We start from the raw sequence: 12571 nt of genomic DNA, 5'->3' as shown, positions 1-12571 counted from the left end.
CTCCATGACCACCCATCAGCGTTTTCGCAAGTTCAACACCAAAGAAGCCTATCCCGAGCAGTCGCTCGACAACGATGTCTGCATGGTCGTTCGCGCCAACAACACCGTTTATGTGCGCGGCCAGACGGCGATGGATCTCGACGGCAAGATCGTCGGTATCGGCGATGCCGCTGCGCAGACCGAGAATGCCATGACATGCGCCAAGGTGCTGCTTGAAGAGGCAGGCTCCAAGCTTGAGGACGTGGTGAAGATCGTCATCTACATCACCGATCGCGCCTATCGCGAGCCGGTCTATCGCGTCGTCGGCAAATGGCTGAAGGGCGTCTATCCGGTTTCGACGGGGATTATCGTTCAGGGCCTCGCCAAGCCTGAATACTTGATGGAAATCGACATCATCGCGGAAATTCCGGCGTAACGACGCGTTTTTCGCCGGCACTACAGAGATCAATCGGACGTTTGCGGCTTCATCCTTCGCATGATCGATGAGTGCGGTTGCACGCGGCTGTTCGGCGGAAATTCCTGAGATTTATCAATCGTCTGGCACGATGTTTGCTTTTCTTTCTACGTCATAATCCTTGTGAGGTTTCGAGATGAAGCGCGCCTTGAAGTTTACTGCATTGATGTTGCTGTCGACGCTCGCGATTGGCGGGCAGGCATCCGCCCAGGAGAAGCTGGTAGTCAGCACCTGGGGTGGAAGTTTCCGCGATCTGATCGATGAAGCGATCGCCAAGAAGTTCACTGCCGAGACCGGCGTGAAGGTCGAATACATCACCGGCGGCACGATCGATCGCCTCAATCAGGCCAAGCTCGCCGCTGCCAAGCCCGAGAGCGACGTTACCTTCACGACGGCCCATGTCGGCTGGCTCTATGCCAACGACAATCTGTTCGAAAAGCTCGACATGGCGAAGATTCCGAACGCGAGCCATCTGGTTGAGCAGGCCAAGATCAGCCCGTATCACATCGGCGCCTGGGCCTATGTCTACACCATCGGCTATCTGCCTGATCAGTTGCCCAAGGGCGTCAGCTTCGAGAGCTGGGAAGGTCTGTGGAATCCCGCGCTCAAGGGCATGATCTCATCGCCCGATTTCGATCCGAGTCATGTGATGGTGGTCGCAGCCAAGCTGTCCGGTGGCGATGCATCGAATTGGGAAGTCGGCGAAGCCAAGATGAAGGCGCTGAAGCCGAACTACAAGGCGTTCTACACCAATGACGCCAACAGTCAGCAGCTCTTCGCCACCGGCGAAACTCCGGTGCAGGTCGTGCTGTCGATGAATGCCTATTACATGCAGGCCCAGGGCGTGCCGATCAAGCTGGCGATTCCGAAGGAAGGCGCCGTACTCGGCGTCGATACCATGGGCATCACCAAGGGCTCGACCAAGGCGGAGCTGGCCTACAAGTTCATCAACACCGCACTCGATCCGGACGTGCAGGCGAAGATCGCCGAACTGAAGAAGGGCAGCCCAGTGGTGGACAACGCCAAGGTCAAGCCCGAGATCGCAGCACTGCCGGGCGTGTTCACGACCGCGGATCAGTGGGCGAAGCAGACGCTGGTGATCGACGCCAAGCTGCGTGCCGAGAAGACCGGTACCTGGCGCAAGTGGTTCACCGAGAACATCATGGCTCCGTAAAGGAGCTCAGATCGCGATCCGGTTGCTACCGCCGGGTCGCGATCCATGACGTCACGTTCGCCCACCTCGAGTTTGTCCATGAACACACGTCCATTTCTGGGATGGTTCGTCTCGCCGGCCGGCCTCGTCGCCGTGGGCTTGATCGCGGCGATGCTGGCTGTGTTTCAGTACAGCGTGCGGGCCTATATTCCCGGTACGCTCGAAGTCGGCGGATTCACCTGGGCGAATTTCGAAGCCATGCTGCGGCCGCTTTACGCCCTGGCGTTCTGGAACACGGTGCTGATCTGTTTTGAAACGGCGGTGTTCACGTTGCTTCTTGCCTATCCGCTAGCCTATGCGTTGACGCGCACCAACAGCTCCGCGCTACGCTCCTTCATCCTGATCGTGTCGGTCACTCCGCTGTTTCTCGGCGAGGTGGTGCGGACCTATTCCTGGATGATCGTGCTCGGCAATAACGGCTTCCTGAACACGCTGCTGCTCAAGCTCGGCCTTGTGGATCGTCCGTTGAAGATGATGTTTACCGCCGGCGGCGTGATTGCGGCACTGGTGCATGTGACCATGCCGATCATGGTCATCATGCTGGCCGCGGCGCTGTCGCATATCGATCGCAATTACGAGAAGGCGGCCGAAAGTCTTGGCGCGGGTCCGATCCGCATCTTCATGACCATCACGCTGCCGCTGTCGATGCCCGGCATCGTTGCCGGCTTCTCGACCGCCTTTGCCTGGACCTTCAGTGCCTTTGCGACGCCGCAGCTGATCGGCGGTGGCCGCGTCGCCACGGTGTCGACGCTGATCTATCAGCTTGGCTTCTCGTCGTTCAATTTCCCCTTTGCCGCCAGCCTCTCCATCATCGGCCTCGCATTGTCGTTGGCTGTGATCGCGCTGCTGAAGAAAGCCGCGAGCCCGCTCGAACGTATGGCGGGCACCACATGAAGCGCTCACCTGCAACCCTCGCGCTGCGCTGGTCGGGCCGCGTCCTCGTCGCCGTCATTCTCCTCTTCGTGCTGCTGCCTGGCGTCGTGGTGGCAATTTCGGCCTTCAACGATCGTGCGATCCTGCAATTTCCGCCGCAGTCCTGGTCGCTGCGCTGGTTCTACCGCGCTTTCTCCTATGCCGATTTCGCGAAGGGATTCTGGAATGGCCTGACCGTGACGGTCTGGGCATCCAGCATCGCGGTGATGGTGGGATCGGCCTTTGCCTTTGCCATTCATCGCTATAAATTCGCGCTCAGGGATTTCCTTGAAGGCATTCTGCTGTCTCCGCTGATCATCCCGCATTACACCGTCGGTCTTGGCATTCTCATCCTCGCCTCGCAGACGGGCATTGGACGCGGCTTTCCGCTCGTCATCTTCGCCCATGTGGTGATGGTGTTGCCCTTCGTGATGCGCAGCACTTACATCTCGCTGGAAAATCTCGACACGCGCCTGGAGCTGGCCGCGTCCAGTCTCGGTGCCACGCCGCTGCGGATCCTGTTCACGGTGACGATCCCGCTGCTGATTCCGGGCTTGCTCAGCGGCTGGCTGTTCGCGGCGATCCTGTCCTTCAACGAATTCACGGCGACTTTGTTCGTCAGCAGCCAGGCCACGCAGACGCTACCGGTCGCCATGTATAACTACGTCCGCGAATTCGCGGACCCCACGCTGGCCGCGCTGTCGGTCATCTACATCGTCGTGACCGCAACCTTGCTCACGATCGCCAATTCCTTCCTGGGCCTCGGGAAAATCCTGAATGTTGATGCGCACTGATCCAATGACGGCACACACGCCAGCCGCGGCGAGCGACAAGATCCGTCCGGCGGTGCAGCTCGACGCCGTCACCAAGCGCTTCGGCGATTCCATGGCGCTGCATGAGGCCTGGCTGAAGATCCGGCCGAGCGAGTTCATGACCTTGCTGGGCCCATCCGGCTGCGGAAAGACGACGCTGCTCAATCTGGTTGCCGGCTTCCTCGAAGCCGATAATGGCGAGATCTTCATCGACGGCGATCTGGTCACCGAAACGCCCGCGCATATGCGCGAGATCGGCATCGTGTTCCAGAACTACGCGCTGTTCCCGCATATGAGCGTCGCCAAGAACGTGGCTTACGGATTGAAGACCCGTGGCGTCGAAAAGAAGGAGATCGCGCGCCGCGTCGACGAGGCGCTGGCGCTGGTCAAGCTGTCAGGCTTTGCCGACCGCAAGCCCAAACAGCTGTCAGGCGGTCAGCAGCAGCGCGTCGCGCTTGCGCGGGCCCTGGTGATCAAGCCGAAGGTGCTGTTGCTCGACGAGCCGTTCTCGGCGCTCGACAAGAATCTGCGCGGCTCGATGCAGGTCGAGCTCAAGCAGATCCAGCGCGAGCTCGGCGTCACCACGATCTTCGTGACGCATGATCAGGGTGAGGCGCTGTCGATGTCGGATCGTATCGCGGTGATGTCGGCCGGGCGCATCCGCCAGATCGCGGCACCCGACGATATCTATCGCCGTCCGGCCGATCGCTTCGTCGCGTCCTTTGTCGGTGATGCCAATATCCTCAACGGGCGCCTTGTCGAGAAGCGCGGCGATGTCGCGGTCGTTTCGGTCGGCGACATCAGCGCCGACGTTCCTGCGGCGCCGATTGCCGCGCTTTCGATCGGCGATGCCGTGGATGTCTTCGTGCGGCCGGAGCATCTCGCCGTCACGTCGCGCGGCGCTTCGGGATCGCTGCCCGGCACCGTGACGACGCAGGTGTTTCAAGGCGGTCATGTCGATCTCTATATCGACGCGCCCGGCAGTGCGGGCGAGCGCATCCTGCTGCGTTCGCCGGGCATTGCGGCGCTGTCGTCCTGTCCGGTCGGAGCCGAGATCGGATTGACCATCGGCTCCGACGATATCGTGGCGTTTCCGCCGGGTGAGGCGGCGTGAGGCGGTCGCGTCTAGAACGACGGCGCAGCGCCCGGATTCATCGCGCGCGCGACATAGTCCTTCTGCTGCGGCCGGTAGCGCTCCCACAGCGCGCGGAGTTCACCGATCGGAGCGTCGTGCCAGTCGACACGCAGGTCGACCACCGGCCAGTCAAACATGTGGGCGACATGCAGGCCCGCCGCATGTTCGTCGTCGGTCTCGCCGCCGGCATCGAGGCCGGCTTCCAGCGCCGACAGCAATCGCTCCGCCAGCGGCTGTCCGGCCGTAGCTTCGAACTTTGCGATCATCACGCTCGGGACTTTTTCATCGACCAGCAGATTGCCCATCGCGAGACAACCATTGCCCTGCGCAATGCCAACGATCGGCAGCGCCTGCGCGCCGGAATGCCACGCCACCTGGCCGTAGCGATCGATCACACCGACCTGCCGCCATGCGGGCTGCGGCGTGCCGAGCGTGAGATTGTTGAGGACGGCACCCGCGCCGAGGCCCTGACGCAGCAGTGCAAGGCCGGTCGGGCCGAGCGACGGATCAGTGACATTCTGCGACACCACGAGGCCGAGCGGTCCCACCCAGGCGCAGCGCGCCGGCACGCCAATGCTCGACGACGTAATGGCAATGCCGAACGCGCCGGTCTCCGGACAGCGTGCCGAGATGGAATAGGTCATCGTGATGCTCCTGCAATCGTAAAAGTATTGGTAGTATAGATGATCGAGAAAATAGCTCAAATACTTTGCGAGCTAATCAGTATCGAAAGTATAAGTGCGAATTCGAATCTCGATATCATCGCGTATATCGAGCGGATACTTGCGTCGTCGGGCGTGTCTTCGCGCCGCGTGCCGTCGCCTGATGGCTGCAAGGCGTCGTTGCTCGCGACTATCGGTCCCGTGGATCGTCCCGGTGTGGTCCTGTCGGCGCATACGGATGTGGTGCCGGTGGAGGGGCAGGCCTGGACCGTGCCGCCATTCGCCGGCGTGATCCGCGATGAGCGCGTCTATGGTCGCGGCGCGACCGACATGAAGGGCTTTCTCGCCGTCGTTCTCGCAAGCGTGCCGCGGTTGAAGGACGCGGCAACTGCCGCGCCCGTGCATCTTGCGTTTTCCTATGACGAGGAAGTCGGATGCCGCGGTGCCCCCGATCTCGTGTGTGCGCTCATGCAGTCCGTCGTGCCACCGGTGCTCGCCATCGTGGGTGAGCCCACCACGATGCGCGTCGTTCGCGCGCACAAGGGCAAGGTCGCGCGTCGCCTGACGGTCACCGGTCGCACCGGTCATTCGGCGATGCCGCATCGTGCGGCCAATGCGGTCGATGCGGGCGTTGCGATCGCGCATGCGCTGCGTGGCTTCGCTGATGAGGAAGTCGCGCGCGGCGGCGATGCGGCATTCGATCCGCCATACACGACCATTCACGTTGGCTCGCTGCATGGCGGCAGCATGGTCAATCTGGTGCCGGAACGGGCCGTGCTGGAATACGAGATCCGCACCATGCCAGGCCGTGACGCGGGCGAGATTCTTGCGCGGGTCGATGAGGTGGTCGCGCGCGAGCGTGATCGGCTGCGCGCCAGTGCGCCGGAGGCTGACATCGTCTCCGAGGAACTGTCGGCCTATCCCGGGCTCGATACTGCTGCCGATGCCTCCATGACGCGTCTGGTCGCAGAAATGGCAGGCGATACGCAACCCGCAACCACAGTCGCCTTCGGCACTGAGGCCGGCCTCTACGCAGAGGCGGGGATCCCGACGCTGGTCTGCGGACCCGGCGATATGGCGCGCGGGCACAAAGCCGACGAGTGGATCGGCTTCGACGAACTCGCAGCCGCAAACGTGATGATGGACAGGCTGGCGGATTTGCTGCGTCGGCCGAGTGAAGAGTGGATACGCGTATCATGAAGAACGAAGCGTCGACGATCATGTCGACCATGCAGGCGATCATCGCGACGCAAGCAGGCGGTCCTGACGTTCTGACGCAAGTCGAACGATCGGTGCCTGTGCCTGGCCCGGGCGAAGTGCTGATCGAGGTCGCCGCGGCCGGCGTCAATCGCCCGGACCTGATGCAGCGAAGCGGTGCCGTGCCGCTGCCGCCGGGTGTCACTGACGTGCTCGGGCTCGAAGTCGCTGGCCGCGTGGTCGGCGGCGACGCCGCGTTGCAGGGGCAGGCGGTGATGGCCCTGGTGAAGGGCGGCGGTTACGCGCGCTATTGCATCGCCAAGGCATCGCATTGTCTTGCGGTGCCCGAGGGGCTGACGATGGAGCAGGCGGCGGCATTGCCCGAAGCACTCTTCACCGTCTGGCACAATCTGTTCGAACGCGGCCGGTTGTCGAAGAGCGAGACCGTGCTGGTGCATGGCGGTGCCAGTGGTATCGGCACTATTGCGATCCGCTTGGCCATCGCGCGCGGCGCGACGGCCATCGCGACCGTGGGCAGCGATGCAAAGAAGAAGGCGGTGGAAGCGCTTGGCGCCATCGCCATCAACTATCGTACCGACGACTTTGTTGTCGCAGCGCGCGACGCCACCGCGGGGCGCGGTGTCGATGTCGTGCTCGATATCGTCGGCGGCTCTTATGTGGCGCGCAATCTCGATGCGCTGGCGCCGGGCGGACGGCATGTCAGCCTGTCCTTCATGGAAGGCGGCGTGGTGCCGATCGATCTCGGTCTGGTGATGCGGAAGGGGCTGTATCTGACGTCGTCGACGCTGCGGCCGAAGTCAGACGAGGAGAAGACCGCAGTCGCTGCCGCGCTCCGTGCCGAGGTGCTGTCGCTGGTCGCATCCGGCGTAGTGAGGCCGTTGATCTGGCGCCAGTTGCCTCTCGGAGATGCAGCGCAAGCTCACCGCATTCTGGAAGCCAATGAAAACATCGGCAAAGTGCTGCTGCTGCCAGCCGGCGCCGCCGCATGAGCGGCTATGTCGAGCACAAAGGCCGCATATCGATACAGGAGCAGTCCCATGGCGACGACTAAACCCTCTCTCAAGCTGACACATGAAGGCGCGCTCAAAGCGCTGGCGGGTGCCGTCGCCAAGGCAGAAGAGTTGGGCGTGGCGCAGAACATCACGATCGTCGACGACGGCGGCAATCTGCTGGCGTTCGTCCGGATGGACGGCGCCAAATTGCTGTCGCGGGAAACATCGATGTCCAAGGCCATTACGGCCGCGTCGCATCGGCAGCCGACATCGCGGCTCAATCCCGCCGACGAGATCAAGTTGGCCATCGCAGGCGGCGGCCACCTCACCAATCTCGAAGGCGGACTGCCCATCGTGATTGCAGGCCAGTGCGTCGGCGCGGTCGGCGTTGGATCGGGCACCGGCGCGCAGGATGTCGAAGTCGCGCGTGCCGCGCTGGCAGCCATCGACGCGGAGGATCAGAAGCCATGAGCAACAAGATCGAACTGTTTTATGCGCCGACATCGCCTTATGTGCGCAAGGTGATGGCCTGCGCCATCGAACTGGGGTTGGCCGATCGCATCGTGCGGCTCCCGAGTGCGGCGCATCCGCTCAAGCGGGACGCGCGGATCGCAAGTTTCAATCCGCTGGCCAAGGTGCCGGCGGCGAAGCTGGCGGATGGCACGCTGCTGTTCGACAGCCGGGTGATCTGCGAATATCTCGACGACCTCGGACACGGTTCGCTGTTTCCGCGCGGCGCGGAGCGCTGGCGGGTGCTCACCGAACAGGCGCTCGGAGACGGCCTGCTCGATGCGGCGCTGCTGACGCGCTATGAGAATACCTGCCGTAGCGACGAGATCAGATCGGTGGAATGGATCGATGGTCAGATGATCAAGATCGCCGCGGCGCTGGATGAGATGGAAAAGACCGTTGCCGTGTTCGGCGCGCGCATCAGCATCGGCAGCCTCACCATCGCCTGTGCGCTCGGCTATCTGGATTTCCGTTTCGCATCATTCGACTGGCGCAGATCGCGCCCGGCGCTGGCCGACTGGTTCGCTGCCGTGTCGGAGCGGCCGTCACTGCGAGATACGTTTCCAGCCGAGAGGTAATTTGGTCGTCAGCTTTCAGCCTCGACCCAGTTCAGCGTCATCCGCATCGCATGGCTGTGCCGGGCTTCGATCAACCACTGTTCTTCGCGATAGCAGATCGAGCGCAGCAGGCTCTCGATGGCGAAGGAGGCGAAGAACCGCGGCGTAATTTGCTCGACCTCGATGGGGCCGAGCGGAAAAGCGACGATCGACGCCGCCTTGAGGTGGCTGTCGTTGGGACGAGGTTCTGAGGCGCGCAGCAGATTGAGCGTCTCTATGGCAATGGTTTTCTGACCGGGCATCGGGGCATTCTGCCGAAAAACCTTACGCTGCCAGCCAGTGCTTAATTTTTCGTGGAACCGGGTGTCGCGCGGCTCAGGCGGCCAGATGGAAGTCCGAAATCTGCACGCGATTTCGGCCTGCCGCCTTGGCTTGGTAGAGCGCCGCATCGGCCCGGCTAAGCAATGCCTGCAGCGTTTCAGGCTCGGCTGACCGGATCGCGATTCCCACGCTGACCGTGGCGTGGATAACACCGGCGGAAGTCGGGAACGTCTTTGTCTCCAGCGTTGATCGGATGCGCTCGGCGACAGCGGCCGCTGCTTTTGGGCTCGACGCGGATAGGACAATGCAGAATTCCTCGCCGCCCAGACGCGCGGCAACATCTTCGGCGCGAATGTTCGAGAAGATCACTTCAGCAAAGGCCCGCAGCACGCGGTCGCCGGCGGCGTGGCCGAACTGATCGTTGATCGTTTTGAAGTGATCGAGATCCATCACCAGAATTGCAGTGTTGGATGCTGTCTCCGTTACCTTTTCGCCAAACAGCGCGCGCCGATTGAGCAGGCCGGTCAAAGGATCGGTCATGGCATCGGATTTATGCCGGTTCGACGTCCGGATCTGGTTGATTGTCAGTGACAGTGCACCGATCCCGGTCAGACCGACGATCACCATCAGTGAATTGAACTGTTCTGCCCAATTCATCGGTCGATCGGTCAGCACGAATTGTCCGGTACGCAAGAGTTCGGCACCGCAAGCCACGAACGATGCGGCCGTGACGAGATAAAGCAACGCATTTGCGACCATCAGCAGCGGTGCTTCGGCGCGCGCGTGCCAATATTGCGCAGCCGAGAGCGCAACGAGAAGGCCCGTGCCAAAATTCGCGGCCATCGTGCCGGTGCCGGTGTAACCAAGCGCAAAGCCGATGATCATCGGAACGAGCCCTGCAGTGGTGACGAGGGCGGCGCGGATCCAATGGGCCTGGTTCGAGCAGAATTGCGTGGTGCCCGCATAGATCACCCCGAAGCCGACAAGCAGCAATATGAATGCAGCGAGCTGTAGCCTCGAATCATATTGTTCGAAGCCTGCATAGATGATGACGGCAACGACCGTGGTCGCGAGACCGATCGACCAAGTCAGCAGATAGGTCTCGGATCGCGCGACGAGCCAGGTGGCGAGCAATGTGAGCGCGAGCGCCGCGCTCGAGAGTCCGATCGCTGCGAAGATGGAGGACTGATCTAGCAACATGATGTCCGAACGCGGTGTAATTTATTTGATGCGCAATAAGCAGCACCCACTTACCACCGATCGCGGTCGGGGCCACCCATTTTGTATGGTGAGCAAAGCGTTACCAGACCGATGGAAGGGATGTCCGGAGATCGTCGTAAGACCGTTTTTTGCAACGATTTGTGCCGGAACGAGACGCAGCGACCGGCGTTTTCCTGAAGGGCGTTACAGAGGTTTGAACATGAAAAAGATCCTGGCGACGGCGGCAGCTGCACTGATGATCGCGAGTTTCACGGCGACGGCGGCGTCGGCGAAGAAAGTCCATCGCGGCTACAAGGCGCACCACGGATATTACGGGACCTATGGCCAGATGCGAGGGCCGGCGATTTTTCGTGGTAATGCCGCGATGAGCGGCAATCATGGCAATTCTGCCTATGGCAGCAACTCGCTCGGCCATATCAAGGGCGGCAATATCGGGGGTGGCAAGTAGCGCGGCATTACATTGGGGAAGGCGAGATCGATCGTTTCAATGCGACCGATCTGGTTAACGTCTTTCTGATGGGTTGGTGGTAATTGGCTATACCGCAACTTACAGTTCAGGTTTGTCATGCTCCCGGATGGCCGTTATTCGGCGTGGTTTCGTATTCCCGAAAAGGAAGGCATGGGGATCATCACGCTCGCTGATGGTCGATTGTCGGGCGGCGATACGGTGATCGCCTATAGCGGTTCCTATATCCAGAACGGCGATGCTTTCACGGCGACGATTGCGACCCGCCGGCATGCGGACGGCCAGCCAACGATCTTCGGCATCGACGAGGTCGAGATTGATCTGGTCGGGACATCCAAGACCACGACGGCGTCCTGCAGAGGTGTCGTCAAGCAACGCCCCGGCGTGCCGTTTGAGGTCGTGCTGGTGCGCATGGAAGGCTAGCCTCCGGTCTATTCGCGCAACTCGTATTGATGTCGCAACAGCTGAACCATGTCCTGGACCCGCTGGCGCCAGGCACGCGCGTCAGGCACCGCGCCGGCGGCCGGCGTGATGCGCAACATGGCGTTCCATGGGCGCGTGCCATAGACGACCACCTCGAAGCCGGCTGTCGGACAGCCATCGATACCCCTTAGCGCGCGCAGGATCACATCCGCGATTTCCGACCGGCCAAGCGTGCGGGTGCTCTCGACCGCAAGTTGCGGCTCCAGCGATGCCGCTGGATTCTCCTCTGCGACGACCGGATCGAAACCGTCTCTGGTGTCCGCGTCTGGCTCAGGCCTGATCGGTTCGGGATCGCCTGGCCTCCTCATGAGTCGTTCGACCAGACCGAGCAGGCCTCGATCGCGTTCGGGCGTCTCTTTCACATCAACGGTCCAATATCAGCGGCGACACGTGATTTCACATCCTCCGCGGGGTGTTGTCGATGGGCTTCGCGGTCATTGCGGTGCACAAATGCGCTGCGGGTTGGCTTTGTCGCAAAAGTTTCATCCGCGGCCTATAGTGGGGCGTCACGCATTCCCCTCAGACTTCTATGCGCCGGCCTTAAAGCCTGCGTCAGGATGGAGACGATCGCCGTGAAACCGTTCCGCTTGGTATTTGCTCTGTCCGCGCTGGCGCTCGCCGCCCTATCGCAGCCCGCCCGTGCTGCGGATGTCATCTGCTACAACTGTCCGCCGGAATGGGCCGACTGGGCGTCGATGATCAAGGCCGTGAAGACCGACCTCAGCATCGAGATGCCGCATGACAACAAGAATTCCGGCCAGGCGCTGGCGCAGATCCTCGCCGAGAAGGCCAATCCGGTCGGCGATATCGGCTATTTTGGCGTCACTTTCGGTATGAAGGCCAAGGCGCAGGATGCACTCGAACCCTACAAGCCTGCCGGCTGGGATCAGGTCGATGCCGGCCTGAAGGATTCCGAAGGCTACTGGACCACGATCCATTCCGGCACGCTCGGCTTCTTCGTCAACAAGGATGCCCTCGCTGGCAAGCCGGTGCCGAAGTGCTGGAAGGATCTCGCCAAGCCCGACTACAAGGGCATGGTCGGCTATCTCGATCCGACGTCTGCCGCCGTCGGCTATGTCGGCGCTGTTGCGGTCAATCTCGCCCTCGGCGGCACCGACCAGAATTTCGATCCGGCCATCGCCTTCTTCAAGGAGCTGAAGAAGAACGACGCGATCGTGCCGAAGCAGACATCCTATGCCCGCGTCGTCTCCGGCGAGATGCCGATCCTGCTGGATTATGATTTCAATGCCTATCGCGCCAAGTATTCCGAGAAGGGCAGTTTCGAATTCGTCATTCCCTGCGAAGGCTCGGTCGTGTTCCCCTATGTGGTCGGTCTCGTGAAGAACGCGCCGCACAAGGACAAGGCCAAGAAGGTCATGGATTATCTCCTGTCCGACAAGGGCCAGGCGATCTGGACCAACGCCTACCTCCGTCCGGCCCGCAAGATCGACCTGCCGGAAGCCGTGAAGGCCAAGTTCCTGCCGGACAGCGAATATGCCCGCGCCAAGAGCGTGGACTGGGGCAAGATGGAGCTGGCGCAGAAAGGCTTCAGCGACCGCTATCTCGCCGAAGTCCGTTGATGCACAATGGTGCCCCGGCGGGGGCAGGGGCACCA

16 protein-coding genes are annotated in these 12571 nt (G+C 61.7%); 12 read left to right on the top strand and 4 right to left on the bottom strand.

From position 1 onward, the window contains the following. The first annotated feature begins 4 nt into the window (after positions 1 to 4). The 5 genes from AB7813_RS08605 (at position 5) to AB7813_RS08585 (ending at position 4505) form a co-directional block, all read left to right on the top strand. On the top strand, positions 5 to 415 hold the full coding sequence (locus AB7813_RS08605; RefSeq protein WP_089264770.1) for a RidA family protein: 411 nt from the start codon (positions 5 to 7) through the stop codon (positions 413 to 415). Between the two features lie 175 nt (positions 416 to 590). Then, positions 591 to 1628, top strand: coding sequence for an ABC transporter substrate-binding protein (locus AB7813_RS08600; RefSeq protein ID WP_439064253.1), 1038 nt, complete (start codon positions 591 to 593; stop codon positions 1626 to 1628). Between the two features lie 78 nt (positions 1629 to 1706). Then, positions 1707 to 2561, top strand: coding sequence for an ABC transporter permease (locus AB7813_RS08595; RefSeq protein WP_439064252.1), 855 nt, complete (start codon positions 1707 to 1709; stop codon positions 2559 to 2561). Then, a complete protein-coding gene (locus tag AB7813_RS08590) occupies positions 2558 to 3373 on the top strand; it encodes an ABC transporter permease (RefSeq protein ID WP_439064251.1) in 816 nt (271 codons plus the stop codon). Before AB7813_RS08595 ends, AB7813_RS08590 begins: the two co-directional genes overlap by 4 nt. Further along, complete coding sequence (locus AB7813_RS08585; protein WP_439064250.1) at positions 3357 to 4505, top strand: ABC transporter ATP-binding protein; 1149 nt, start codon at positions 3357 to 3359, stop codon at positions 4503 to 4505. Before AB7813_RS08590 ends, AB7813_RS08585 begins: the two co-directional genes overlap by 17 nt. A gap of 11 nt (positions 4506 to 4516) precedes the next feature. Here the strand turns inward: AB7813_RS08585 and AB7813_RS08580 are convergent, their stop codons facing one another. Then, positions 4517 to 5170, bottom strand: coding sequence for a DUF1028 domain-containing protein (locus AB7813_RS08580; RefSeq protein WP_439064249.1), 654 nt, complete (start codon positions 5168 to 5170; stop codon positions 4517 to 4519). A 39-nt stretch (positions 5171 to 5209) separates the two neighbouring features. Between AB7813_RS08580 and argE the strand changes: the two genes are divergently transcribed. Genes argE through AB7813_RS08560 form a run of 4 tightly spaced genes read left to right on the top strand, consistent with a single transcriptional unit; the run spans position 5210 to position 8486 of the window. Beyond that, positions 5210 to 6388, top strand: a complete 1179-nt coding sequence (argE, locus tag AB7813_RS08575; protein ID WP_439064248.1) for an acetylornithine deacetylase — start codon at positions 5210 to 5212, stop codon at positions 6386 to 6388. Continuing rightward, positions 6385 to 7395, top strand: coding sequence for an NAD(P)H-quinone oxidoreductase (locus AB7813_RS08570; RefSeq protein ID WP_439064247.1), 1011 nt, complete (start codon positions 6385 to 6387; stop codon positions 7393 to 7395). Before argE ends, AB7813_RS08570 begins: the two co-directional genes overlap by 4 nt. Positions 7396 to 7443: 48 nt before the next feature. After that, positions 7444 to 7869, top strand: a complete 426-nt coding sequence (locus AB7813_RS08565; protein WP_439064246.1) for a GlcG/HbpS family heme-binding protein — start codon at positions 7444 to 7446, stop codon at positions 7867 to 7869. Between the two features lie 8 nt (positions 7870 to 7877). Next, positions 7878 to 8486 (top strand): glutathione S-transferase, encoded by a 609-nt coding sequence (locus AB7813_RS08560; protein WP_439064646.1) that lies wholly within the window; start codon positions 7878 to 7880, stop codon positions 8484 to 8486. An 8-nt stretch (positions 8487 to 8494) separates the two neighbouring features. On the opposite strand, the gene AB7813_RS08555 is transcribed toward AB7813_RS08560, so the two are convergent. Together AB7813_RS08555 and AB7813_RS08550 are read right to left on the bottom strand one after the other, a co-directional pair. Then, positions 8495 to 8767 (bottom strand): hypothetical protein, encoded by a 273-nt coding sequence (locus tag AB7813_RS08555; protein WP_089264763.1) that lies wholly within the window; start codon positions 8765 to 8767, stop codon positions 8495 to 8497. 73 nt (positions 8768 to 8840) lie between these two features. Then, positions 8841 to 9986 (bottom strand): GGDEF domain-containing protein, encoded by a 1146-nt coding sequence (locus tag AB7813_RS08550; protein WP_184517961.1) that lies wholly within the window; start codon positions 9984 to 9986, stop codon positions 8841 to 8843. Between the two features lie 220 nt (positions 9987 to 10206). Here AB7813_RS08550 and AB7813_RS08545 point away from each other — a divergent pair, with 220 nt between their 5' ends. Together AB7813_RS08545 and AB7813_RS08540 are read left to right on the top strand one after the other, a co-directional pair. Then, the gene (locus AB7813_RS08545; RefSeq protein WP_184517958.1) at positions 10207 to 10455 is read left to right on the top strand and encodes a hypothetical protein; all 249 of its coding nucleotides are present in this window, start codon (positions 10207 to 10209) and stop codon (positions 10453 to 10455) included. A gap of 117 nt (positions 10456 to 10572) precedes the next feature. After that, positions 10573 to 10896: a GrlR family regulatory protein gene (locus tag AB7813_RS08540; RefSeq protein ID WP_089264760.1), complete on the top strand. Its 324-nt coding sequence runs from the start codon at positions 10573 to 10575 to the stop codon at positions 10894 to 10896. Positions 10897 to 10904: 8 nt separating this feature from the next. On the opposite strand, the gene AB7813_RS08535 is transcribed toward AB7813_RS08540, so the two are convergent. Beyond that, the gene (locus AB7813_RS08535) at positions 10905 to 11318 is read right to left on the bottom strand and encodes a hypothetical protein (RefSeq protein WP_120293092.1); all 414 of its coding nucleotides are present in this window, start codon (positions 11316 to 11318) and stop codon (positions 10905 to 10907) included. Positions 11319 to 11528: 210 nt separating this feature from the next. Here AB7813_RS08535 and AB7813_RS08530 point away from each other — a divergent pair, with 210 nt between their 5' ends. Further along, entirely contained in the window at positions 11529 to 12536 is a 1008-nt protein-coding gene (locus AB7813_RS08530; RefSeq protein ID WP_120293156.1) for an ABC transporter substrate-binding protein, read from the top strand. The last annotated feature ends 35 nt before the right edge of the window (positions 12537 to 12571 follow it).

The sequence above is a fragment of the Tardiphaga sp. 20_F10_N6_6 genome (assembly GCF_052076045.1).
In the GTDB taxonomy this organism is placed as follows: domain Bacteria; phylum Pseudomonadota; class Alphaproteobacteria; order Rhizobiales; family Xanthobacteraceae; genus Tardiphaga; species Tardiphaga robiniae.
This window is presented reverse-complemented; position numbering and strand designations above follow the sequence as displayed.